20 protein-coding genes are annotated in these 24479 nt (G+C 66.8%); 13 read left to right on the top strand and 7 right to left on the bottom strand.

Annotation, left to right across the window (positions count from 1 at the left end):
- Positions 1-159: 159 nt before the first annotated feature.
- A complete protein-coding gene (locus tag ACUTR7_RS25675; RefSeq protein WP_445610126.1) occupies positions 160-1869 on the bottom strand; it encodes a tannase/feruloyl esterase family alpha/beta hydrolase in 1710 nt (569 codons plus the stop codon).
- A 195-nt stretch (positions 1870-2064) separates the two neighbouring features.
- On the opposite strand from ACUTR7_RS25675, the gene ACUTR7_RS25680 reads away from it, so the two are divergent.
- A complete protein-coding gene (locus ACUTR7_RS25680; RefSeq protein WP_013801753.1) occupies positions 2065-2952 on the top strand; it encodes a 4-hydroxyphenyl-beta-ketoacyl-CoA hydrolase in 888 nt (295 codons plus the stop codon).
- A gap of 6 nt (positions 2953-2958) precedes the next feature.
- Here ACUTR7_RS25680 and ACUTR7_RS25685 read toward each other — a convergent pair whose 3' ends face one another.
- A complete protein-coding gene (locus ACUTR7_RS25685; RefSeq protein ID WP_096916742.1) occupies positions 2959-3459 on the bottom strand; it encodes a MarR family winged helix-turn-helix transcriptional regulator in 501 nt (166 codons plus the stop codon).
- 81 nt (positions 3460-3540) lie between these two features.
- On the bottom strand, positions 3541-3828 hold the full coding sequence (locus ACUTR7_RS25690; protein ID WP_099733268.1) for a TFIIB-type zinc ribbon-containing protein: 288 nt from the start codon (positions 3826-3828) through the stop codon (positions 3541-3543).
- Positions 3829-4182: 354 nt separating this feature from the next.
- On the opposite strand from ACUTR7_RS25690, the gene ACUTR7_RS25695 reads away from it, so the two are divergent.
- From ACUTR7_RS25695 to ACUTR7_RS25740, 10 genes are all read left to right on the top strand, one after another.
- Entirely contained in the window at positions 4183-6012 is a 1830-nt protein-coding gene (locus tag ACUTR7_RS25695; RefSeq protein ID WP_445610127.1) for a CocE/NonD family hydrolase, read from the top strand.
- Positions 6013-6063: 51 nt separating this feature from the next.
- Positions 6064-6675: a TetR/AcrR family transcriptional regulator gene (locus ACUTR7_RS25700; RefSeq protein WP_445610128.1), complete on the top strand. Its 612-nt coding sequence runs from the start codon at positions 6064-6066 to the stop codon at positions 6673-6675.
- On the top strand, positions 6672-7721 hold the full coding sequence (locus ACUTR7_RS25705) for a DUF418 domain-containing protein (RefSeq protein WP_445610129.1): 1050 nt from the start codon (positions 6672-6674) through the stop codon (positions 7719-7721). Before ACUTR7_RS25700 ends, ACUTR7_RS25705 begins: the two co-directional genes overlap by 4 nt.
- Before the next feature lie 100 nt (positions 7722-7821).
- Positions 7822-9570, top strand: coding sequence for a YncE family protein (locus tag ACUTR7_RS25710; RefSeq protein ID WP_445610130.1), 1749 nt, complete (start codon positions 7822-7824; stop codon positions 9568-9570).
- 187 nt (positions 9571-9757) lie between these two features.
- Positions 9758-10876: a LuxE/PaaK family acyltransferase gene (locus ACUTR7_RS25715; protein WP_445610131.1), complete on the top strand. Its 1119-nt coding sequence runs from the start codon at positions 9758-9760 to the stop codon at positions 10874-10876.
- Positions 10873-12360 carry an acyl-CoA reductase gene (locus ACUTR7_RS25720; RefSeq protein WP_445610132.1) on the top strand — a complete coding sequence of 496 codons (1488 nt, stop codon included), beginning with the start codon at positions 10873-10875 and terminating at the stop codon, positions 12358-12360. The genes ACUTR7_RS25715 and ACUTR7_RS25720 overlap by 4 nt, the downstream gene beginning before the upstream one ends.
- Positions 12361-12400: 40 nt before the next feature.
- Positions 12401-13147 carry an ABC transporter ATP-binding protein gene (locus ACUTR7_RS25725; RefSeq protein ID WP_445610133.1) on the top strand — a complete coding sequence of 249 codons (747 nt, stop codon included), beginning with the start codon at positions 12401-12403 and terminating at the stop codon, positions 13145-13147.
- Positions 13144-13905, top strand: a complete 762-nt coding sequence (locus ACUTR7_RS25730; RefSeq protein ID WP_016450562.1) for an ABC transporter permease — start codon at positions 13144-13146, stop codon at positions 13903-13905. Before ACUTR7_RS25725 ends, ACUTR7_RS25730 begins: the two co-directional genes overlap by 4 nt.
- 37 nt (positions 13906-13942) lie before the next feature.
- Positions 13943-14965, top strand: a complete 1023-nt coding sequence (locus ACUTR7_RS25735) for an ABC transporter substrate-binding protein (RefSeq protein WP_445610134.1) — start codon at positions 13943-13945, stop codon at positions 14963-14965.
- Between the two features lies 1 nt (position 14966).
- On the top strand, positions 14967-15764 hold the full coding sequence (locus ACUTR7_RS25740; protein WP_445610135.1) for an SDR family oxidoreductase: 798 nt from the start codon (positions 14967-14969) through the stop codon (positions 15762-15764).
- 7 nt (positions 15765-15771) lie between these two features.
- Here the strand turns inward: ACUTR7_RS25740 and ACUTR7_RS25745 are convergent, their stop codons facing one another.
- The 3 genes from ACUTR7_RS25745 to ACUTR7_RS25755 all read right to left on the bottom strand — a co-directional run bounded on the left by ACUTR7_RS25745 (position 15772) and on the right by ACUTR7_RS25755 (position 19998).
- Positions 15772-17586, bottom strand: coding sequence for a methyl-accepting chemotaxis protein (locus ACUTR7_RS25745; protein ID WP_445610136.1), 1815 nt, complete (start codon positions 17584-17586; stop codon positions 15772-15774).
- A 69-nt stretch (positions 17587-17655) separates the two neighbouring features.
- Positions 17656-19140 (bottom strand): helix-turn-helix domain-containing protein, encoded by a 1485-nt coding sequence (locus ACUTR7_RS25750; RefSeq protein WP_224986248.1) that lies wholly within the window; start codon positions 19138-19140, stop codon positions 17656-17658.
- A gap of 309 nt (positions 19141-19449) precedes the next feature.
- A complete protein-coding gene (locus ACUTR7_RS25755) occupies positions 19450-19998 on the bottom strand; it encodes a porin (protein WP_445610137.1) in 549 nt (182 codons plus the stop codon).
- Positions 19999-20015: 17 nt separating this feature from the next.
- On the opposite strand from ACUTR7_RS25755, the gene ACUTR7_RS25760 reads away from it, so the two are divergent.
- On the top strand, positions 20016-20663 hold the full coding sequence (locus tag ACUTR7_RS25760; protein ID WP_445610138.1) for a LysR family substrate-binding domain-containing protein: 648 nt from the start codon (positions 20016-20018) through the stop codon (positions 20661-20663).
- A 32-nt stretch (positions 20664-20695) separates the two neighbouring features.
- On the opposite strand, the gene ACUTR7_RS25765 is transcribed toward ACUTR7_RS25760, so the two are convergent.
- Positions 20696-21163 (bottom strand): hypothetical protein, encoded by a 468-nt coding sequence (locus ACUTR7_RS25765; protein WP_097201963.1) that lies wholly within the window; start codon positions 21161-21163, stop codon positions 20696-20698.
- A gap of 409 nt (positions 21164-21572) precedes the next feature.
- Between ACUTR7_RS25765 and ACUTR7_RS25770 the strand changes: the two genes are divergently transcribed.
- Positions 21573-24431, top strand: a complete 2859-nt coding sequence (locus tag ACUTR7_RS25770) for a midcut-by-XrtH protein (protein ID WP_445610139.1) — start codon at positions 21573-21575, stop codon at positions 24429-24431.
- The last annotated feature ends 48 nt before the right edge of the window (positions 24432-24479 follow it).

The following is a 24479-nucleotide window of genomic DNA, read 5'->3' on the forward strand; positions in this document are numbered from 1 at the left end:
ATCGTTGCCGTCTTGGCGTGGGTGTCCGCGCGCCTTTTTTCGGGCGCAGCGGGGCCCGGCCCCGCCTGGGGGCGGGACTGCGGACAAGGGGTGGATGAGGGCGGAAGGGGGCGGGCCGTTCAGGAGACCGTTCGGGCGCCGCCCGCCGTCAATGCACGGTCAGCGGCAACTGAAGCTGGCAGCGCTTTCCATGTCGCCGCTGCCGTTGTAGCGGGCGGCCAGCGGATGGGGGCACAGCGGCCGGGTGCGCGTGGGCGACCAGGTGGCGGGCAGGTCGGCGTTGGCGCCGCCCGCATTGCCCGCGCCGCGCGCACTGGCGATCACGCGGTCTGGGGCCTGGCCTTTCTCCACCCAGGCCACGAGGGAGCTGAGCATGTCGAACTGATCGGTGGCAGGGCCGCCGCTGCAGTGGTTCATGCCGGGCACCAGGTACAGGCGGGCGAAGTCGGCGGCATCGCCATGGTTGCGGCGCAGCGTGTCGTACCACTGCACGGTGTCGTCGCTGGAGAAGATGGGGTCGGCCGTGCCGTGGTAGACCATGAGCTTGGCGCCCCGGTTGCGCAGCACGGGCAGCTTGCCGTAGTCGGGCGGGAGCATGAAGGACAGCGCGCTTTCGGTGTACAGCGCCGTCGTGGCCTGGACCTTGGCCAGCATGCTGTCCACGCTGCCTGTCAGCGCGAACTGCGGGCCGTTGAAGCTGGCCGGGCTCTCCGGTGGCGCCTGCCAGACCAGGCCCACGGCGCCGGTGTCCAGGTTCAGCGAGTTGGAGAATTTCCAGCCGGCCCAGCCGGCCGTATCCAGGCCCGCGTCATACGGGAAGCTGCTGTAGATGCGGCTGCCGCCGCTGGTGGTGGCGCCCTTGAACAGGCCGGCAATGGTGCTCTTTTGCTCGGCGCTGAGGCAACTGCCGTCGCGCGCGCCGCCGCAGGTGGGCACGTCGCGCGCCAGGTCGAAGCTCGCCTGGCAGGCTGCGCCGGCCTGCACCATGCCGTCGGTGGCGCCGTCCAGCGCATCGCACCGGGCCAGCACGGCCTGGTTGACCAGGCGGCGCTCTGCCTGGGTGAAGCCCGTGCCCAGGTCGGCGGGCGTGGTGGCCAGCTTCGCATAGCCCTGGGCGCCGGCAATGTTGGCAATGGCCGCCAGCGGCAGGCGCGTGCCGGGGTTGCCGGCGATGATGCCGTCGTACTGGTCGGCATAGCGCGAGGCCGCCACCATGGCGTGGCGCCCGCCGTTGGAGCAGCCGCCCAGGTAGGAGCGGTCCGGGCCCTTGCCATAGGCCGTCTGCAGCGCGCTGCGCGCCATGGGCGTGAGCTTGCCCACGGCCTGGTAGCCGTAGTCCAGCCGCGCCTGCGGGTCCAGGCCGAAGAAGGGACCCAGGCTGCCTGCATGCCCCGCATCGGAGCTGAGCACGGCAAAGCCCATCTGCAGCGCATTGCCCAGCGGCCCGCCGCCCAGTGCGCCCACGGCCGTGCTCACGCTGCCATCCAGGCCGCCGTTGGCCTGGTAGAAAAAGCGCCCGTTCCAGTCGCGCGGCAGGCGCATCTCGAATCCCACGGCGTAGTTCTGGCCATCGACGGTGCTGACGCGCTCGTGCATGCGGCCGGTCACGCGGCAGTGCTCGGCAATGGGCTTGCCTGCCACCGTCAGCGTGCCGGCTGCCACGGTCTCGGCGGCGGTGATGCGGGTGTTGGGAAACGAGATCTTGGCCGCCAGGTCGTTGCACGACAGCAGGCTTGCCGGGCGGGCCTCGGCCAGTTGGGCAATGCCGTCGTTCGAGCCGCCGCAGGCGGCCAGCAGCAGGGCGGGAAGGGCGGCTGCCAGCGTGGCCGGCAAGGCGCGGGAACGGGTCTTTTGGATCTTTCTGTCCATGTCTGTCTCCTCGGAAGGTGGTGTGAAGCCTCAGCGCGAAACCGTTGCGTGGCAGCCGTTGCCCGCATCCGCATCGCTTTCTGATGGCCGCGATTTTGGTTATATTTAATAACCAATTCAAGCGGCCTTTGCGAATTTCTTATTGGGACTTCCCCTTGATGCCGGGGCAGGCAGCAGGCCGCACAGGAGACAGACATGGACCACGAAAAACTCATTGCCATCGACATCCACACGCACGCCGAGGTGAGCTGCTGGAACCCGTTCGACAACTACGGCGAGGAGTACGACCGCGCCGCCGACAAGTACTTCGGCAACGGCCGGCGCCCGACCATCGCCGAGACCGTGGCCTATTACCGCGAGCGCAACCTGGGCCTGGTGATGTTCACGGTGGACAGCGAGTCGCAGCTGGGCCGGCGCCGCATTCCCAACGAGGAGATCGCCGAGGCCGCGCGGGCCAACAGCGACATGATGGTGGCCTTCGCCAGCATCGATCCGCACAAGGGCCGCATGGGTGCGCGCGAGGCGCGGCGGCTGATCGAGGAAGAGGGCGTCAGGGGCTTCAAGTTCCACCCCACGGTGCAGGGCTTCCATCCCTACGACCGCATGGCCTGGCCGATCTACGAGGTGGTGGCCGAGTACCAACTGCCGGCCATCTTCCACACGGGCCACAGCGGCATTGGCAGCGGCATGCGCTGCGGCGGCGGCCTGCGCCTGGCCTACAGCAATCCCATGCACCTGGACGATGTGGCCATCGACTTTCCCGACATGCAGATCGTGATGGCCCACCCCAGCTTTCCCTGGCAGGACGAGGCCCTGTCCGTGGCCCTGCACAAGCCCAATGTCTGGATCGATCTGTCGGGCTGGAGCCCCAAGTACTTTCCCCGGCAGCTGGTGCAGTACGCCAACACCCTGCTCAAGGACCGCGTGCTCTTCGGCAGCGACTATCCGCTGATCACGCCCGAGCGCTGGATGAAGGATTTCCAGGAAGCCGGCTTCAAGCCCGAGGTGATGCCCGGCATCCTCAAGGGCAACGCGGTGCGGCTGCTGGGGCTGGAGCAGCCGGCAGCGGAGAAGGCGGACTGAGCGCGCTCAGTTGTAGATCTTCTGCAGCAGCTGGATCAGCGTCCTGCGCTCGGCGTCGGTCAGGCGGTAGGTGGCATCCATTTCCAATTCCGCCGCCGTTCTTTCCGCCCGGGCCGTGAGCTCGGCGCCCGCCGGCGTCAGGTGCACGCCCACGGCGCGGCGGTCGGTGGGGTGGGTGCGCCGCTCGATCAGCTTGCGGCGCTCCAGCGCTGCGATCAGGCCCACCAGGTTGGGCGGCATCACATCCAGCGCCGCGCACAGCTGGCGCGAGGTGATGCCGGGGTTGTGGGACACCAGGGAGAGCACGGAGAACTCCACCATCTTGAGATCGTGGGTGGCCATGCGCTCCACGAAAACTTCGATGATGGACAGCGAGGCACGCCGGGCGTTGTAGCCCACGAGGGTGTGCAGGAAGGAGGCGTCGATGGACGGCCCCGGCGCTGCTGTGCTGGACGGGGCCGTGTTCTCTTCGGCAGGAGCGGGCTTGGGTGTGCGGGCGCGGGGCATGGGGACAAGGAACTGAAAGCCGAATCATAGTGGGGCGCGGCTGCCATGTCCCGATGCCGGCGCAGCAGACTTGCCCTGGTGCTAGAAGTCGAAAAGATCGGAGAGAAAGCCTTCGCGCTTCTTGCGGCGGTAGCCATCGTGGCTGGAGTGCTCGCGCCGGTCATGGGATCCGTCAGGGCCCGCGCGCCGTTCCTGCGGGCGTTCATAGGCTGTTGGCGCTGTGGGTGCCTGGGCGGCGGAGCGCTCGATGAGCTTGTCCAGCTCTCCGCGGTCCAGCCAGACGCCGCGGCATTGGGGGCAGTAGTCGATCTCTATGTTCTGGCGCTCAGAGATGATGAGCGTGGCATCTCGGCAGGCGGGACATTGCATGACAGTTTCACCTTTGCCTGTTCAGGCAGTGGCTCCATCGGCAACGATGGAGTGTGGGCCGGGCTGTTATGCGTTGAGGTCTCCAGCGAAGGCCGTTCGACTGCGGGGGCGATGGATAGTTCCGTCGCTCCAAGCGCCATCACCATGTGGTGCCAGTTCATGCCGCCTCCGGGGCCGAGGGCCGAGGCGACTGGCCGCGTTTGCCTTCAGCCTTTCTTCAGGCGCGCTTCAGCGCCCCCTCATCCCCCCTTCAGCCCCCCTTCAGCCTGTGGGTGCGCCATGTGCCCGGACGGTCCTACATTGCGGCCTGCCCCCTTGCGGGCATGACTGCATCAGCAACCAGGAGGACCATCCATGATGACTTTTCGCCATTCCCGCGCCTGGCTCGGCGCGGCCGGCATCGCCACCCTTGCCCTGGGCCTCGCGGCCTGCGGCGGGGGCTCTTCGGGCAGCACCAACCCCGGACCGCGCATCTGGGGCTACATCCAGCTGCCTGACGGCAACAAGATGCGCTATTCGGTGGTCTTTCCCAAGGGGCCGGGGCCGTTTCCCGTGCTGATGGAGTACGACGGCTACGGATCGGGCTCGGTCACGGAACAGACCACCCAGGAATGGACCAAGGAAGGCTATGCCGTGATGGGCCTGAACGTGCCCGGCACGGGCTGCTCCACCGGCGAGAACCAGTGGGCCGACGCCTCCGTGGGCGCGGCCGGGGCGCATGCGGTGGAGTGGGCTGCGCGCCAGGCGTGGTCCACGGGCAAGGTGGGCATGGTGGGCTATTCGTACTCGGGCTACGACCAGCTGTGGGTGGCGGCCCAGCGTCCGCCCAGCCTCAAGGCGATCGCGCCGGGCAAGAACGTGGCCGATCCCTACCGCGACGTGGCCTATCCGGGCGGCATCCAGAACATCGGCTTTCCCGCCAACTGGTGGCGGCAGTTCCCCGCGATATGGCGCAAGGCCGCCGACGACGCCAGGGCGCTGGATGGCGATACCGGATGCGCCCAGGTCGTGGAGGACAACATCCGCAAGATCCAGCGCCCCGATCTGGACATGGCGCGCTGGCTGGACGAGGACCGCTTCTTCGGCGCCCGCTACGCGCTCAAGAGCGCCATGAACTCCACCCACCGCATCGACATCCCCACGCTGGGCACCCAGTCCTGGCAGGACGAGCAGGTGGGCACCCGCATGGGCTACTACGAGGACAGCATCGCCCCGGACAAGATGTGGCTGATCAGCTCCAACGGCGACCACCACACCGACAACGCCCCCTTTCTGCGCGAGACCATGAAGCGCTTTTACGCGCGCTTTCTCAAGGGCGAGAGCAATGGCTTCGAGCACACGCCGCGCGTGCTGCTGGCGCAGGAAATGCAGTGGATGAACGGTGGGGGCGACTATGGGCAGCTGCGCCCCTCGGCCGTGGCCAGCTTTGACCGGCTGCCCGTGCGCGTCACGCCCATGACGCTGTGGCTGCAGCCGGGCGGCGGGCTGGGCGATGCGCCCCCGCAGGCCGAGCGCCAGTCGGCCAGCTACCGCTACCCGCTGCCGGGCGCCGAGGCCAACCATCCCGACGCGGACACCGAGTCCGGCGCGGGCCAATGGACGGCCAGCCCCGCCGGGCAGGGCCTGCTGCGCTTCACCACGGCCCCGCTGCCGCGCGCGCTGAGCTTTTATGGCGAGGCCTCGCTGGACCTGTGGCTCAGCGCCACGGCCGGCGACACCGATGTGCAGGTCACCGTCTCGGAGGTGCGTCCCGACGGCCAGGAGATGTTCGTGCAGCGCGGCTGGCTGCGTGCTTCCATGCGTGCGCTGGACGGCCAGCGCTCCACCGCCTTGCGGCCCTGGGGTGATTTCACCGAGGCCGCCGTGCGCCCGCTGCGCCCCGGCGAGCCCACGTTCATGCGCGTGGAAATCCAGAAATTCGCCCATGTGTTCCGCGCGGGCTCCAGCCTGCGCGTGACCCTGGACACGCCTTCGCAGACCGGGTACTGGGCCTTCGACCATCTGTCCACGCCTTCGACCAACACCGTCTGGCTGGACCGCAGCCGGCCGTCGAAGATCGTGCTGGGCCACATCGCCTATGCCCATGAGCGGCAGCTGCCGGACTGCCGGCGCATGCTGCGCCAGCCCTGCAGGCCCAACGAGGAGGCCGTTCCTTCGGGCGTGGGCCCCCAGCCGCCGCTGTGATTCCATGCCCCGGTGTTGACTATGAATGAACGTTCGTTCATCATTCGGGGCATGAAAAAGAAAGAAGACATCAGCGAGCGCCGGGCCGTCATCGTGGAGGCCGCCCTGCAGTGCTTCGTGGAGCGCGGCTTTCACTGCACCAGCATGCGCGACATTGCGCAGGCTGCCTCGGTGAGCCTGGGCAATCTGTACAACCACTTCGACAGCAAGCAGGCCTTGATTGCCGAGGTCGCCACGCAGGAGCAGACCGAGCTGCTGCCCTTGCTGCAGGCGCTGGAGCGGGCCGCAGCCCCTTCGCTGCCTGCGGTGGCGCAATTCCTGGCCGCCTACCAGGCGCTGTGCCGCCAGCGGGAATGGGCCGTGCTCAGCGCCGAATGCCTGTCCGAGATCGCGCGTTCGCCCGGGCTGGCGCCGGCCTTTGAGGCCAACCGCAGGCGCATGCTCGACGGCCTGGCAGGCTTCATGGAGCGCGGGGCGCAGCAGGGCCTCTTGCGGCCCGCCGTGCCCGTGCGCCTGGCCGCGCAACTGCTGCTGGATGCCGTGGAAAGCGATGCGCTGCGCTTTGCGCTGGCGGTGACGCCGCAAGAAGACGCGGGGGCGGATGAAGGGGTCGATGTGCTGCATCCCGCCTTGCTGGCCTGCCTTCTTGGAGGCACTGCATGAGGCACGCCACCGGCAGGGGCGCCCGCCTGGCGGGGCTGGACCTGGCGCGCTACCTGGCGCTGGCAGGCATGGTGTTCGTCAACTTCAAGCAGGCCATGCATCCCGCGCTGCAGGAGCCGGGCTGGCTGCTGTCGTTCTTCCATTTTCTGGAGGGCAAGGCCTCGGCCACCTTCGTGGTGCTGGCGGGACTGGGCCTGGTGCTGGCCACGCGCTCGCTGGAGCCGGCCACGGCGCGCCTCTGGACGCTGCGCCGCGCGCTGTTCCTGCTGGTGGCCGGTGGCATGAACCTGCTGATCTTTCCGGCCGACATCATTCACTACTACGCGGTGTATTTCGTGCTGGCCATCGCCTGGCTGCAGGCCGGCGCACGGGCGCTGCTGGCCGGCATGGCGGCAGTGGCCGTGCTGTCCGCCACGGCCTTGCTGCAGCTGGACTACAGCCAGGGCTGGGACTGGGCGAGCCTGTCCTACCAGGGCCTGTGGGAGTTGGGCGGCTTTGCGCGCAACCTGCTGTTCAACGGCTTCCATCCGGTGCTGCCCTGGTTTGCGTTCTTCCTCTGCGGCATGCTGCTGGCGCGCCTGCCGCTGGCCGAGCCGCGCGTGCAATGGACCTTGGTGGCTGCGGGTGGCGTGATGGTGGGCGCGGCCTGCGCCGTCTCGGCACTTGCGGTACAGAGTGAATGGGCTCCCTGGCTGGCCACCGGGCCCATGCCGCCCGGCCCAGCCTACCTGCTGATGGGCCTGGGCTGCGCCAGCATTGCCATCGGCGCCTGCCTGCGGCTGGCCGACCGCTGGCCCGCCGGACCGTGGCGCGGCCTGCTGCCGGCCGGGCGCATGACGCTGACCCTGTACCTGGCACACATCCTCATCGGCATGGGCCTGCTCGAGGCCCTGGGCGCGCTGGACGGATCACGCAGCCTGCGCGAAGTGGCCGTGGCCGCCGCGCTGTACGTGATCATCGCCAGCCTGGCCGCCTGGGCCTGGAGCAAGAAGGTGGCGCAGGGGCCCGTGGAGTGGGTGATGCGGCGGCTGACGGCACTGGATTGATCCACAGTCTGGAAATTGCGCTCGAATGAAGTCATCGTTTTGATGGCCGCAATGCCTTGTTTGTCTACACTTGCCTCCATTCAAAAATGGGGGAGATTCAATGGCTGAGGCGGTTTACAAGAAATGGCTCAGGGCTGTGATCGGGCTGCAATGCCTGCTGATCCTGGCCTTTGTCTTTCGGGGTTGGCTGTTGCCCGACCCATTGGGCCCCAGGCTTCCCTCAATCCAAGGCAATACAGTGTGGATTCAAAGCCATGGCGCTTTGCATCAGTTTGATCGGCAGGGCACACGCCTGCAGCGTCTGGAGTTGGCGCAATTGGGTTTGACCCCATCGATCAGCAGCCTTCAGTTCATTGGCGAGAAGACGCTTTGGGCGCATGACCAGGGACGTGTGCATCGCTGCGATCTGGCAATGCAGCGCTGCGTGGCGCTGGATCTGCCCGATTTGTCCACACGCGGTGGCTATCGCTGGATGCGGGTAACAGCCGATGAAGCGCAGATTGTGGTCTCCGACGCATCCAATCACCGCGTTCTCGTTTACCAGCGCGACGCCGCTTCCAGTGCAGCGCAAGCCTATGTGCTGCTCAAGACCTACAGCGAAGGCCTGCGCTTTCCGAATCAGACGCTGCAGGTAGGCGAGCGCATGTGGGTGGCCAATACCAACCGCCATCAGATTGCGCAAATCGATACGGCACAGAGCACCCAGGCCGCGCCTGCCGTATTTCCCGTGGAATATGCGGGCCTGCGTTCCGGGCGCCGCTTCCCGTTCGCCATGCAGCTGGATGGCCAGCAGCGTCTATGGGTGCTGGTGGCAGACTCGAGCATGCGGGGAGCAGATCTGCTGTTGATGGATTCCCAGTTGAGGCCTGACCGGGTGATGCCGCTTTCGCCCGACCAGGACCCGAACGCCATCGCCATGGTGGGTCAGGAGTTGTTGCTGCCGGACATGACCCAATTCACCGTCCATCGCGTGGATCTGGACGGCCGCGTGCTGGAGCCTTTCGGGGATGCTGCATTCCGCGGCGAACTGGCGTCTGCCCGCTCGTCCTATGAATGGGGCAGGCGGTTGCCTTCGTTCCTGCTGGGCAGCATCGGGGTATTGATGGCTCTGGGACTGTGGCTTGCCTGGAAGGCGGGGGAATTGCGCCAATTGGGCGGCAAGCGCTGGCAGGAAGTGGGTGACACCGAAGCCTCCAGCGCGGTCGTGGTTTCCTCACCGTCCCAGCACGCCGCGCAGGCTTCTCAAGCCTCGGAAGGAAAGCCGCTGGTCACTTCGGTCACGGCGCTTGCGGGCAGCACCGTGAAGCGCAGGCGTGCGCTTGCCATGGTTGGCGTTCTGCATTGCCTGGTTGCAGGGGGGATGGTCTACTGGTTCTTGCCGCTTTTGCACCAGCGCGACTGCGGTCCGGACAAATCGTGCGATCCAACGGGCATGCTCGGTGTCCTGCTGGTGCTTTTGGCCGTGTTGCCGCTGTGTCTGTATGCATGGCTTTGGCGCAAGCTCAAGCAGCTGGAGACCATGCGCATAGCCACGGACGGGCATCGGATCGCGGTACGCATGGCACGCAGGACCCGAAAATTCGATGCCAGTCGCGTCACCTGCACGCGCCAGCATCTGTGGATGGGCCTTCGCGCCATTCCCCTGCGACTCAATGGCAGTCCCCTGTTCGACGAGGCCGCGTTCAGGCGCGAGATCCTGGCGCGGTTGCCGCAGCTGCAGGTGCGCGATGGCGCCTGGGACTTCGCCGTGGCACGCCACTTCTGGTCCAACAGTGGTGTGCTGGGCAAGGCCTTGGTGCTGCTGTATGTCGCGACCTTGCTGGGTTTTGGGGTTCGCCTGCTGGCCTGACGGGGTTGGCGACCCTGCTGTAAGATAGCCCTCCGCTCCGGGGTGCACGCCAGTGCTGAGATCCACACCCGAGAACTTGAACCGGGTCATTCCGGCGGAAGAAGAGCTTGCACCCCTGCGTGGCCGCCCATGCGCCACGGGCGGGGGAGCCTTCGGAGCATCACGTCCCAGCTCTCGAAGGAAATCCATGGACAAGGCCCGGCCCCAGGCGGCTTCTCTGGTCGCAGACCTGCTTGCATTCATCGCCATGGACGGCTGCACCGACGAGCAGTTCGACGCACTGGCCCTGCGGCTGTTCGCCTACCAATACGAATCGAATGCGCCGTTTCGCAGCTTCTGCCAGCGGCGCGGCGCCACGCTGCGCTATGTGAAGACCTGGAGCGACATTCCCGCCGTGCCCATTGACGCGTTCAAGGCCATGGAGCTGCGCAGCGAGCCGGCCTCGCCCGCGGAGCGCGTGTTCATGACCAGCGGCACCACGGGCCAGGCCAAGGGGCTGTCTTCCCGCGGGCGCCACTTCCATCCCGCGCTCGATGTCTACGATGCGTCGATGACGCGCAACTTCGCGCAGCGCTTCATGGCCGGGCACGAGCGCCTGCCCATGGGCATCCTCTTTCCCGACGAGCAGGCCATGCCCAACTCTTCGCTGGCCCACTACCTGGCGCTGGCCAAGACGGAATTCGGCACTCCCGACAGCCGCTACTTCCTCACCCCCGACGGCCTGGACATGCCCGGCCTGTGCGCCGTGCTGGAGGAGTCCGAGCGCAGCGGCCGCCCCTATGCGCTGCTGGGCGCCAGCTTCAGCCTGGTGCATGTGATGGATGCGCTGCGCGAGCAGGGCCGCAGCTTCCGTCTGCCGCCGGGCAGCCGCATTCTGGACACGGGCGGCTACAAGGGCCAGTCGCGCGAGCTGCCGCTGGAGCATTTCTACGCCGACCTGTCCCGGCTGCTGGGCGTGCCGCGCAGCCACTGCATCAACATGTACGGCATGACCGAGTTGAGCACGCAGTTCTATGACGACGGCAATGCCACGCTGCCCTCGGTCAAGTCGGGGCCGCACTGGATACGCTCGCGCCTGGTCGAGCCCGTCACCGGCCGCAGCGTGGCGCCCGGCGAGCGCGGCATTCTCGTGCACTGCGACCTGGCCAACTACAACGCGGTCACCACCATCCTCACCGAGGACGTGGGCCTGTGGGCCGGCCATGGCGAGAACAGCGGTTTCCTGTTGCTGGGGCGTGCCGAGGGCGCAGCGGCCAAGGGCTGCTCGCTGGCGGTCGATGAATTCGTGAAGGCCGCTGCTGCATGAACATCGAGAGGATCACGGCCGGCTACCTGCCCGAACTGCCTGGTTTGCGCGAGGACGAGGTGCAGTGGCATGTGCTGCCCTTCGAACGCAGCGGCGTGCGGCTGGAAGTCTCCGTGCCCCTGCTGACCGGCCCGCAGATGCATGCGCTGGCAGCCCATGTGCGCCGTGCCGCCGACCGCCACCTCAGGGCCATGCCCGTGGCCGAGATCATCGACGCCATCGACCGCGCCATTGCCCGCCTGCTGGACCGCAGCGATCCCTATCGGCGCCAGGCCGAGACCTGGCTGCCCGTGGTCAGCGGCTATGACGCCGACATGGTGCGCCTGGGGCTGACGGGCTTCTTCAAGACCTTTCGCGCCGCGCAGCTGCGGCGCTTCGTGGCCGAGGACTTTGCCAACCCGGCCGTGCTGGACGGCTTCCAGCCCGCGCCCAAGGGCGGCGCGGTGCGTGCCTTCGGCCCCGACCTGCTGATGCACAGCTGGGCCGGCAACGTGCCTGCGCTGTCCCTGTGGAGCCTGGTCTGCGGCCTGCTGGTCAAGGCGCCCGCCATTGGCAAGCTGGCCAGCGCCGAGCCGCTGTTCGCGGGCTGGTTCGCGCGGCTGCTGGCCGAGGTCCACTCGCCGCTGGCCGATTGCCTGGCCGTGGTGTGGTGGAGCGGTGCGGGGGAGGTGGATGGGGCGGAGGGCGCGGATGGCGGTGGAGCCGCCGCGCTCCATGCCGAGGCCGACACCGTGCTCGCCTACGGCGGCAACCAGACGCTGCAGGCACTGCGCCAGCGCCTGCCCGTGACCACGCGCTTTCTGCCACACGGCCACAAGCTGGGCTTTGGCATGGTGGGCGCCCAGGCGCTGGACACGCTCAAGGCGCCCGCCGTGGCGCGGCTGGCGGCCTGGGACGTGATGCGCTACGACCAGCAGGGCTGCTACTCGCCCCATGTCTTCTACGTGGAGCGCGGCGCCCCCGTCTCTGCGCGTGCCTTTGCCGACTATCTGGCGGCCGAGCTGGCCAACCTGCAGCGGCGCTTTGCGCGCCGGCCGTTGGAGCTGGAGGAGGGCGCCGCCGTGGCCCGCTGGCAGCAGTCCGTGGAATGGTCGGGCGACGCGCAGCAACTGCTGGGCCCCGTTGACGCACCCTGGAGCGTGGCGTACAGCGACAGCCTGCAGCCGCTGGCGCCCACGGCCCTGTACCGCACGATTGCCGTGGTGGGCGTGGACCGCCTGGATGACGCCGTGCCCGTGGTGGCCGCGCAGCGTGACTACCTGCAGACGGCCGGCATTGCCGCCTCGCCCGAGCAGCTGTACCGGCTGGCCGGCCTGCTGGGCGCGGCCGGCGTCACGCGCATCAGTGCCATCGGCTCCATGAGCATGCCCGAGGCCGGCTGGCACCATGACGGCCGCTTCAACCTGCTGGACCTGGTGCGCATGACCGAGATAGAGCAATCTGCCGAGGCGGCGGCGCAGCCGTTTGCGCCGTATGCGGACTGAGATGGCGAACCTGAAAGAGGGGGCGGACGGGGCTGCAACCATGGCGTTTCTCGATGTCGAGCAAGTGGTCTTCACCTATCCGGGCCGCCCGCCCGTGGTGGACGGCGTGGACTGGCGCGTGCAGGCCGGTGAGGTCCACTGCCTGCTGGGCCGCAGCGGCTGCGGCAAGACCACCTTGCTCAAGCTGGCAGCCGGGCTGCTGAGGCCGCAGTCGGGCCGCATCCTGCTGCGTGGCGCGGAGCTGGCCGAGCCAGGCCCGCAGCTGGGCTTCATGTTCCAGGCGCCCACGCTGCTGGAGTGGCATACGGCGCTGGGCAATGTGCTGCTGCCCGTGTCGCTGCAGCGGCGCCCCGCGCCGCAGGACGAGCAACGCGCCCTGGCGCTGCTGGAGCAGCTGGGCCTGGCCAGCCACGCGCAGCGCCATCCGCGCCATCTCTCGGGCGGGCAGCAAAGCCGCGTGGCGCTGGCACGGGCGCTGGTCCTCGATCCGCCGCTGCTGCTGCTGGACGAGCCCTTTGCCGCGCTGGACGCCATCACGCGCGCCGAGCTGCAGGACGACCTGCTGCGCACCTGCCGCGAGCGCGGCACCACGGTGCTCTTCGTCACCCACGACATCAACGAGGCCGTCTACCTGGGCGACCGCATCGCCCTCATTCACGGCGGGCGCATCGTGGCCGACATGGCGGTCGATCTTCCCGCGCCGCGCACCCAGGCCATGCGCCACGGGCCGGCGTTCAACGAGCACTGCGCCCGCGTGCGCGCAGCCATGGACAGGACGGCGGCATGACGGTGTCCTTGTTCCATGCCCGCCTGCTGGCCGCCGCGCTGGCGCTGGTCCTGCTGGGCCTGTGGGAGCTGCTGGTGCGGCAATGGGGCCTGTCCGCCCTGGTGCTGCCGGCGCCCTCGGCCATTGCGGCATCGCTGTGGACGGGGCTGGCCACGGGCTATTTCTGGCCGCACATCTGGGCGACGCTCCAGGCCCTGCTGCTGGGGCTGGCGGCCGGCAGCGCGATCGGCCTGCTGGCGGGCATGGCCCTGGCTGAATCCGAGCTGCTCGAGCGTGTGCTCAAGCCCTATGTGGTGGTCAGCCAGGTCGTGCCCAAGCTGGCGCTGGCGCCGCTGTTCGTGCTGTGGTTCGGCTTCGGCATGCTGCCCACGGTGCTGATCACCGCGCTGATCTGCTTTTTCCCGCTGATGGAAAACACCTTGACCGGCCTGCGCCAGGTCGATGCCCAGCGGCTGCAGCTGTTTCGCATGCTGGGCGCCACGCGGCTGCAGACGCTGCTGCGCCTGAAGCTGCCCACGGGTCTGCCCGCCATTCTTGCGGGCCTGCGCGTGGCCGTGGTGCTGGCCCTGGTCGGCGCCGTGGTGGCCGAATTCATGGGCGCCAGCCGCGGCCTGGGCGCCGTGGTCATTGCCGCCCAGGGAATGATGGACACCACCCTCATGTTTGCGGCCCTGGTGCTGATCGCCGCCATGGGCCTGCTGCTGTACCAGGCCTGCCTGGTGCTGGAGCGCCGGCTGCTGCGCTCGCGCGCCGCCTGACCACCCTGAACACTTCCGAAACCTTTTCCCAAGCGCCATGCACATACCGCAATCTCCCTTCCTCACCCGCCGCAGCCTGCTGGGCGCCACCGCTGGCCTGGCAGGCTTGGCAGGCCTGACTCTGGCCGGCACCTCGGCAGCCGCCGCGCCCGCCCAGGGCAAGATCCGCCTGGCCGGCTGGAGCAAGCCCATCAGCGAGATCACCAACATCCTGGCCGAGCCCGACAAGGGCTTCTTCAAGGCCCAGGGCGTGGAGCTGGCCTACCTGCCCGGGGCGGGCGGCGGCGACGCCATCCGCAACATGCTCAGCGGCCAGGCCGATGTGGCCTTCACCGACCCCGGCTCCTTCTTCATGGCGCTGGACAAGGGCGAGAAGCTGGTCGCCATCTACGACATCTACCCGCAGAACGTGTTCAACGTGGTCTCGCTCAAGTCGGCCGGCATCCGCAAGCCGGCTGACCTCAAGGGCAAGAAGATCGGCGTCTACAGCCTGTCCAGCGGCACGCGCCAGAACCTGCTGGTGATGCTGCACCAGGCAGGCCTCAAGGAGTCGGACGTGACTATCGTCGTCACCGGCCTGCTCAACTTCGCGCCGCTGATGCAGGGCCAGGTCGATGCCACGGCCGCCACCGACACCGGCCTTGCCGTGGGCCTGCGCAAAGGCATTGGCGAGGTCGATGTGATGCAGGTGCGCGATCACCTCAACATCTCCAGCGACATGTTCGTGGTGCGCGAGGACACGCTGCGCGACAAGAAGGACCTGCTGCGCGCCTTCCTCAAGGGCTACCGCGACAGCGCCGCCTGGATGATGGCCAACCCCGATGAGGCCGCCACGCTGGCCGGCAAGCACGCCATCGACGGCACGCAGCGCGACATCAACCTGGACGTGATCCGCCTGCGCAATGCGTCTTCGCAGCCGCTGCAGGCCGGCAAGCCGCTGGGCAGCTTCGACCTGGCCGCCCTGCAAAAGGGCGCCGACGCCTACCGCGCGCTGGGCATGGTGCAAAGGCAGATCAAGGTGTCCGACGTGGTGGACACCAGCCTGCTGCCCGGGGCCTGAGATGGCACAGCCGTCTTCCCTGGGACTGCAAGGCAAGGTGGTGCTGGTCACCGGCGCTGGCCGCGGCATAGGCGCGGCCATTGCCACCGCCTTTGCGCGCGAGGGTGCCACCGTGGCGGTCAACCACCTGTCCAACGATGCTGCCGCCGCGCAGACCGTGGCGGCCTGCCAGGCTGCGGGCAAGCAGGCCGGAGGCGATGCCTGGGCCATCAAGGCCGATGTGGGCTCGCAGCCCGCCGTCCAGGCCATGACCGAGGCCATTGCGCGCGAGGCGGGCGCCATCGACATCGTGGTCAACAACGCCTTCAAACCCTACGCCTTCGACCCCGAGCGCCGCCGCCTCTTCGACGACCTGCAATGGAGCGACTACCAGGCCCAATACGACGGTGCCGTGGGCGCGGCCTTCAACGTCTGCCGCGCGGTGCTGCCGCAGATGCGCCAGCGTGCGCGGGGCAGCATCGTCAACATCGCCAGCAACCTGGTGGAGCACCCCGTCGTGCCCTACCACGCCTACACCACGGCCAAGGCCTCGCTGGTGGCCTTCAGCCGCAACCTGGCCAGCGAGCTGGGGCCCGTGGGCATACGCGTCAACTGCGTGGCGCCCGGCCTGGTCTATCCCACGCAGGGCACGCAGGACACGCGCGAGTCCTTCCGAGAATCGCTGATGGCCGCCACGCCGCTGCGCCGCCTGGCAAGCCCCGAAGACGTGGCGGGGCCGGTGCTGTTCCTGGCCTCGGAACTGAGCGGCTTCATGACGGGGCAGGTACTGTTCGTCGATGGCGGCCTGGTGATGCGCTGAGCCTGTTCTAGAACTGCTCCCACTCATCGGCCTCGGCCATCTCGGCCATTCCGGCCGCCGTGGCGCGGCGGGGTGTTGCCGCCTTGGCAGGCAGCGCCACAGGCGCGCTGGAGGCCGCCGCCGCTGCCGCACGCAGGTGCTTGGTACGGGGCGCGGCGGGGGCCAGCGCTGGAGACGGCTTGGCGGTCTGTGCGCGCGCCGGCACGGCCGCTGCCACCGGCGTGGACTTGGACAGGGCGGCCTGGGGGCGGGTCGTGTTCTCATCCAGGCGGAACACGCTGACCAGCTGCACCAGCTGCGCCGCCTGCTTGTTCAGGCTGTCGGCAGCGGCGGCGGACTCTTCCACCAGGGAGGCGTTTTGCTGCGTCACCTGGTCGAGCTGCTGCACGGCGTCGCTGACCTGGGTCACGCCCTGGGACTGCTCCTGCGTGGCGGCACCGATGTCGGAGATCAGTTCGGCCACGCGGTGCGTCTGGGTGACGATGTCGTTCATGGTGCTGCCGGCTTCGGCCACCTGGCGGGAGCCGGCAGCGACCTTGCCCACGCTCTCGCTGATCAGGCCCTTGATCTCCTTGGCCGCGTTGGCGCAGCGCTGGGCCAGCGAGCGCACCTCCGAGGCGACCACTGCAAAGCCCTTGCCCTGTTCCCCGGCACGCGCGGCCTCCACGGCGGCGTTGAGCGCGAGGATGTTGGTCTGGAACGCAATGGCGTCGATCACGCCGATGATTTCCTCGATCTTGCGCGAGCTGTGCGTGATGTCCTCCATGGTGCTGACCACGCCATGCACCACCTCGCCGCCGTGCACGGCCGTGGCGCTGGCCGACTGGGCCAGGCCCGAGGCACTGCGCACCGTGTCCACGTTCTGCTGAATGGTGGCGGTCATCTGCTCCATGGAGGCTGCCGTCTCCTCCAGGTTGGCGGCCTGCTCTTCCGTGCGAGCGCTCAGGTCGGCGTTGCCCGAGGCGATCTGGCTGGCGCCCGTGGCAATCGATTCGCTGCTGTGGCGCACCTGGCTGACGATGTCTGCCAGGCTCGCGCGCATGGAGTTCAGCGCCGCCAGCAGGCTGGTGGTGTCACCGGGCCGCAGCGCCACGGCCACCGCCAGGTTGCCCCTGGCGACTTCCTGCGTGATCTGCGCCGCGTAGGCGGGCTCCCCGCCCAGCAGGCCCGTGATGCGCCGCGTGATGGCCCAGCCCACCAGCGCGCCTATGGCCAGTGCGGCCAGCGCCAGGGACAGCATCAGCCGCCCGGCAGCCAGGGATTTGTCCTCGGAGGCCTGCGCCGTTTCTGTGGCACGCACCTGCTGGTGGGCCAGGATGTCATTGATGGAGTTGAAGAACGCGTCCTGGCGTTTGCGGAACTCCCCGCTTTCGCCGAGCATGGCCGAGACGGCCTGCAGGTCGTGGCGCGTGGCCGCCTCCATGAATTGGTCGAGCAGCGGCAGATAGGCAATGCGCGCGTTCTTCATGTTGTCGTACAGCGCAACGCCCTGCGGTGTGCTCAGGCCTTCGCGGAATTTCTCCATCAGCTGTCCGATCTTCTGGCGCTGTGCATCCAGCGCGGCCTTGGCCAGCTTCTTTTCCCCGGCGTCCTCCATCAGCGCCATGCTGCGCACGCCGCGAAAGATGAACTCCACCGAGCCCTTGATCTCCACCAGCCGGAGCAAGCTGGTGATCCGCTTGTCGGCCAGGTAGGCCACATCATCGGAGGCCTGTACCAGCTGGGCGCGGCCATACAGCGCAATCGACAGCGCGATGGCAATCAGAATCGAAAATCCCAGACCCAACATGGAGCCCGTCTTCATGTTTTTCAGGTATTTCATGCGTATTCCTTTCAGTATTCAATATGGCTGCGTGCCACGCAATCGGGCCGCATCGCATAAAAATCCGGATCACGCCAATCGATGATGGCGGACCCAGACAGACGGCGGTATTCCATAATGTCCGGAGAAATCTCTGGAAAATGATGAGAGCGAGGAATAACCAAGCTGCGAGGAAATCTGTCCTATGCTCTGGTCGGTGGTCAGCAGCGATTCGGCCGCAAGATGAATGCGGCTTTGCCTTATATATTCACCGATGCTGCACGACCGGCTGTTGCGAAAGGAAACCTCCAATGTGCGCCGGCTGACGCGGCAATGGTCGGCAATGGTCTGGATCGGTAGTTTCTTGTCCAGGTTTTCCTGTATGTATTGGAGGGCGCGCTTGACATAGGCGGGTTCCAGATCGTGCAGCCGTGCCTCGTCCATGGCCGTGAATCTGGATTTCTCCAGATAGGGGCTGATGGCCATGCTCTTGAGGCGCATGATGTTCAGCGCCTTCAGCGTGGACAGCGCGCCTGCAAAATCGCCCTGCGTTTCCTGTATGTGGTACTCGTAGACCAGGGCATTGCGGCACAGGCCTTCGAGCTGGTAGGTCTGGGCCGTGGACTTTGCCAGCATCACCGCCTGCAGGGCCTGGGTATATTGGCGCTTGCTGCAGTGCACCAGTGCGCTGCTCAGCCAGGCCCAGCCGGCAATCGGCGGGTTCTTGATCTGGTGGCGGACGCCGATGCGTTCAATGGCGCGGATCACACAGGCGGCTTCGCGGCGGCCCGCATCCAGCCCTTTGACCGAGAGCTGCAGCAAATCGCTGTAGGGCCAGGCCAGGCCCGTTGGCAGCTGGCGGCCAACCCGCTCCAGCAGCGCCTGCAGGTCGGCGCTGTCGGGTGCCGCGGCGCCGAGCTGGACCAGGCCTGAATCCGGGGGCGGGCCGCACCACAGATTCTGGTGATTCTTGTAGAGATAGATCTTCCACAGAATCTGCGCCCTGGCCCAATTGATCAGGGCGGACAGCCAGGGCGTGATGCCCGGCGCCATCAATGCGAAATCATGGTCCTTGCCTTCGATCAATTGCAAGGCGGTATCGAGCTCGCCCAGCCGGCTGTGCGCCAGCGCCCTCACATAGGTGGCGCAGGCCATGGATTCCGGCTGCAGCAGCGCGGGATTGGCCATTGCCGCAGTGGCCAGTGCAATCGCGTTGCGCTCTTCGCCCAGCTGGCAATGGATGAAGGCGGCTGCAATACGGCATGAGACCACGCGATCAGGCATGCGGTGCAGCTCGAAAATGGCCTGTGCTTCCTGCACATATCTGAGCACCAGCAGGGGATATATGGAAGGCTCTGGCCATTTGCAGGCCTGTAGCAATTCATCGGCCCTGCTGATTTTGTTATATCCAGTATCGGCTTGCTGGTGATGGGCGTATATTATTCTCCATAATCTGGATGCGCTCTCATCTTGGTGGCCGTGGATGTGGTGCGTCAAAAGATTGAATGAGTAAGAATTCTTATATGAAAAAATCAATGGCCAGGCGGGTGCGATGCATTTTCCCGATGAATGCATCGGCAAGGTGCTTCACAACACCCTCCTGGGGAAACACTGATTGACTGGAAGAATCTTACAGTCCAGATAAACAATTGTTTACATTTGGATTTTATTTTTCTTGCCGGATCACGCAGGCACTTGTCTTTTTGCGAAACTTTCTCTCTTGCAAATCGCCTAATTCGCTGATTGGACAGACTTTTTCTGATTGGAAAAATCCATTCAAATAGGCGAAATATTCCCTGGATTTCATAGGGTTGTTACAACGGCCAGACTCCAGCCGGGCCGCCCTGTCGGCATGGCAGGCGCTGGCCGCGCCTGCCCCGGCAATCAGAAGGCGTGCGATATGCCCAGCACCACCGAGCTGGGCCGGCTGCCTGCCTGGACCACCGGCCCCGCATTGCTGGCGGTGTTGATGGTGAAGGCGGCGCCCGCCTCGTTGTGGATGCGGCCCACGCCCGCATAGAGCTTGGTGCGCTTGGACAGCGAGTGGTCGTAGCGCACGCTCAGCGCACGCGCATCGCTCTGGGCGCGAGCCTGTCCGCGGTAGGCGCCATAGGACAGCAGCCACTGCCCCGCCATGCCCATGGGCACGGTCACGCTGGCCTCGTAGAAACGGCCCTGGCCGCTGGTGGCGGCAGGCAGGTCGTCGCGCCGCGTGGACAGCAGCAGCGCGGCACGCGCCACGCCGAAGTCATAGGCTGCGCCCAGCAGCGCATAGCGGTCGGTGTTCACGGCCGTGGTGCGCCGCTGCATCCACGATGCACCCAGTGCCCAGGGCCCGGCCGCATAGTCCACGGAGCCTCCGTACAGGCTGGCCACGCTGGAGCCCGCCGCCTCGCCGAACGAATACATGCCGCGCACCGTGAAGCCGCCCATGTTCGGCGACTGGTAGCGTGGTTCGCCTGGGCCTGGTTCCGTCGGCCATGCACTCGGTGCTGCCCAGCCTGCTGCGCCGCATTGCCGACGCCGGCTGGAACCTGCGCGTGGAAGCCCGCGAGATGATCACCTCGCAGCAAATGCGCGCCCTGCGCGCCGGAGAGCTGGACCTGGGCTTCGGGCGCCCCGGCAAGGGCGAGCCACTGGCCGAGGAAGTGGCCGGCATGGACGATCCCTACTGCCTGGCCATGGCGCCGTCCCATCCGCTGGCGGCTGGCGAAGGCGCGCTACCGCTGCAATCGGCTGCGCATGAGCCCTTCGTGGGCTTTGCGCGCTACGAGGATGCCGACTACTTCGACCGCACCGTGGCCCTGTGCCTGGACGCGGGCTTCACCCCCTCCATACGCCACGAGGCCGGCCAGTTCGTCAATGTGCTCGCCCTGGTGGCCTGCGGCCTGGGCGTGGCCATCGTCCCTTCGTCCTTTGCCTCGCTGTACCGGGGCAAGCTGGTGTTCAGGCCGCTGCAGGAATCGCGCTACCAGAGCCGGCTGGCGGTGCTGGCCGTGGTCGGGGCGGCTGACGGCGAAAGCGATGCAGGACGCGTGGCGCAGGCTGCGGCGCTGGAGTTGAAGCAGTTCGGGCGGAGATTGGCGCGGTTGCGGTGAAGAGGCCGGTTTGCGAAGTGCCTGCCTTGGCCTCAGCCAAGGAGCCACAGCAGCGCTGCTGCAGAGGCAAGAAGCAGGGCCGCAGCCAACCCCTGGCTGTACCGATGGTTCACGAAGGCGGCCAATACGCAGTACGCGGCGCAGCCAAGGAAGAGTGCCGCACCGCTCCACGCTGCAAACCATTTGGAGAACAGCAACAGGCCCAGGCCCGCGAGTGCGCAGACTCCTGGTGCCTGCCAATTCCTTGGGCTGCTGTGGACGCCCTGCAGCCACCAGAGCAGCAGTGACGCCATGAGCAGGGCGGGTCCAGCAAACCTGGGCCACCCTTCCAGCCAGGAAACGAACACCCGCTCCGTCCGAAATCTGTGGATGCTGATGACAAGCACCTCCCCTGTGCTCATCGCCGACCAGATGGCGCTGAAAAAGGACCAAGTGGCTGGCAGCAAAAGCAGCAGGCCGATTGCAAAGGCACATTTCGCCTGGGACTGGTCGGTGGTCATGGATGCAGGAGCAGCGCGCTGGGTGCAATCAGCCGGGGTTGGGTGAGAAGCTGGCATTCTTTCATGATCGACCAGCTGGGAAGCGCGACAGGCGCAAGCGCCACTTGAAGAGACGCATAAAGCAAAAGACTACGCCGCAGTCAATGGCCTGCAATGGGTGCTCCGGGCCCGGGACAGATGATGGTCTGTGCGCAGGGCCCTGCGCATGCTGTGCCTTTCAAGCACACGGGCGAATATCCGCAAGCGGTGGTGCGGAGTGATCTATGCAATTACCTGTTTTCAGGTATGGGCGCGACGCAGGCGACCGTATAGAGTAAGAAGTCGTCAGCAGAGCAGTCATTTGTAACCAGCCCCAAGTTGGCGCGAAGGTCTGCCTTGTCTTTTCTGTTCATCTTTTCCGGCAAGGCCCATGCTGCAACGTTTCCATTTCCCCGCTCGTGGCGTCGGCTTCGTACAGGCGTGCAGCGCTCTTGCTGCTGCTGTTGCCTTACCGGCCGCCCAGGCCCAGAGCATTACGGTGGCACCGCTGGCAGCCGTGGCGCCGGCGGCGATTCCTGTGGACCACCCTGGCGCTCTTGCGCTGCTGGCGTTGGCCTTGGGGGCCTGCCTTGTGCGGGGTGTGCGAAAAGGGCGGATCTCCCTGGTCGGCCTGCGTGCCTGGGCCATGGGCGGTGCTGTTGTCCTGACCGCAGCCACGGCGGTCTGGGGCGAGCGGGTGCAGGCCCAGATTCAGGAATTGCAGGAAGCCTTCAACCAGGCCGCAGGCGAGACGCTCACCGTTCCCGTGCAGACGACAGCGGTGGGTGCCGATGGCGCACCGCAGGGATTCCTGCCCGTGGTCTATCGCAACCAGACGTCGGTGCGGCTGAAAATCACCGGCATCACGGACCCTGTGTGGAACACCTGCTTTCCGCTGGGCGTGCCGGGCGCGATTCCATCGACGGCCCCACGTCCCGGCAGCGCCTGCGCAGTCGGCGCCGCGCTGGAGGCGGGCGATTCCTGCTGGGTGGACGTGGCGCAACTGTGCGCCGAGGCGGCGGACACCGTGCGCGGCAGCCATCCCAGCGTGCTTGCGCCCGACAGCGTGCAGGTGGACACGGCCGGGCAGCGCACGGGCAATGTGCTGTCCAACGATTCCGATGCCGATGGGGCGCTCGTGGTCGCCAGCTTCACCTATGAAGGCCAGACCGTGGCGGCCGGCAGCTCCCGGAACGTGGCGGGGCGCGGGACCTTCGCGCTGCAGGCAGACGGCAGCTTCACTTTCCAGGCGGATGCGAACTACAGCGGCGGCCATCCGCTGGCCATCGGCTACACCGTGCAGACCGGCGCGTCCAGCACGCTGAGTGTTTTCGTGAACCGGGTGCCCGTGGCCGGCAACGATACGGCCACCACCGATGCCGATACATCCGTCACCATCGCCGTGCGCGGGAACGACAGCGATGCGGATGGGGACAGCCTGACCGTTTCCGGCATCACCCAGGGCACCCACGGTTCCGTGGTCGTGGATGCCGTCACGGGCAATCCGGTCTACACGCCGAACGCCAACTTCACCGGCAGCGACAGCTTCACCTACACCATTGGCGACGGCAGGGGCGGTTCTGCCACGGCCAGCGTGTCGGTGACGGTTGCTGCTGCGCCTGCCGGCAATCAGCCTCCAGTGGCCGTGGCGGATTCGATTTCCGTGGCCGAAGGGAGCACAGCCACCGTGTTGGTGGGGGGCTCGCCCAGCCTGCTGGCCAACGACACGGATCCTGACGGCAATCCGCTCGTCGCGGTGCTGGTGACAGCTCCTGCGTACGGAACCTTGACCCTGAATGCGAATGGCACCTTCAGCTACACCCACAACGGCAGCGAGACGACTTCCGATAGCTTCACCTACCGTGCCAGCGACGGGCAGGCCATGGGGAACATCGTCACCGTTTCCATCACGGTCACTCCCGTGAACGATGCACCGGTTGCCGTGGCAGATCAATTGATGGTTGCCACGGACATCCCGCTGAGCATCAGCTTTGCCACGCTGCTGGCCAATGACACGGATGCCGACGGCGACAGCCTGACCATCACCTTGGCTCATTCGCCGGTCAATGGCAGCCTTGCATTGCAGGCGGGCGGGGTGCTGTTCACGCCCGCTGCAGGCTACGAAGGACCGGCCAGCTTTCTCTACGACGTCAGCGATGGGCGCGGCGGCACCAGTATCGGCACGGTCAATCTGTCGGTTGGAACGGCCAGCGCTCCTTCGGTCGTTGTCCTGAAGTCCCTGCTGGCCATCGCACACGGCACAGGCGGGACCAGCGTCAGGTTTCCGATAACCACGAAGCTGGTGGATACGGATGGCTCGGAAACCCTGTCGATCAGGATCAGTGGACTGCCCACCAATCTGTCCTTCAATGCGGGTACGAACCTGGGTGGTGGTGTCTGGCAATTCACCGAGGCCGACCTGCCCAATCTCATCCTGAATCTGCCTGGCAGCTACACCACGAACGCCACGTATCTCACGGTCCAGGTCACGGCGACGGAGGTCAGCGGCGGCTTCACGGCATCGACATCCACCGTGGTCACGCTCAAGGCCTCATATACGACCGTGGATATCACCACGACCGAGAGCGGCAACCATACGGGCAGCTCGGCCAACGAATACATCACCGGTGGCAACGGCGCCAACACCATCAACGCCGGCAGCGGAAACAACATCGTTTTCGGGGGCGCTGGCGACGACAACCTGTCGGCGGGCTCGGGCTCCGATGTGCTGATCGGCGGCAGCGGCAACGACACCCTCAACGCGGGATCGGGCACGGACCGGCTGATCGGAGGCTCCGGCGACGACCTGTTGATTGGCGGCGATGCGGGCGAGAACTTTGCGGATGTCTTTGTCTGGTTGCTGGGAGATCAGGGGGCAGCGGGAACGCCGGCCTTGGACCGGATCCAGAACTTCTCCACGGCGGCAGCGGGAACCAACGGCGCAGGCGGTGATGTACTGGACCTGCGCGACCTGCTGCAGGGTGAATCCGCAGGCCCCAGCAATGCCGCAGGCAACTTGGCCAACTACCTGCACTTCGAGATCACGGGAGGCGATACCTGGGTCCATGTCAGCCACACGGGCGGCTTCGGTGCAGACTCCCATGCGGTGGGTGCAAGCTACTCGGCATCGGCCGAGACCCAGCAGATCATCCTGGAAGGCGTGAATCTGCAGACGCTGTATTCCGGTGCCGCCACGGATCAGCAGATCATCACGCAGCTGCTGAACAGCAATAAATTGATCGTGGATTGAGGCTGCCGTTCGGGCCTCGCCGTGCGAGAAATGCTCCCGCAGCTCAAC

It is taken from the genome of Delftia sp. NA_296.1, from assembly GCF_052692095.1.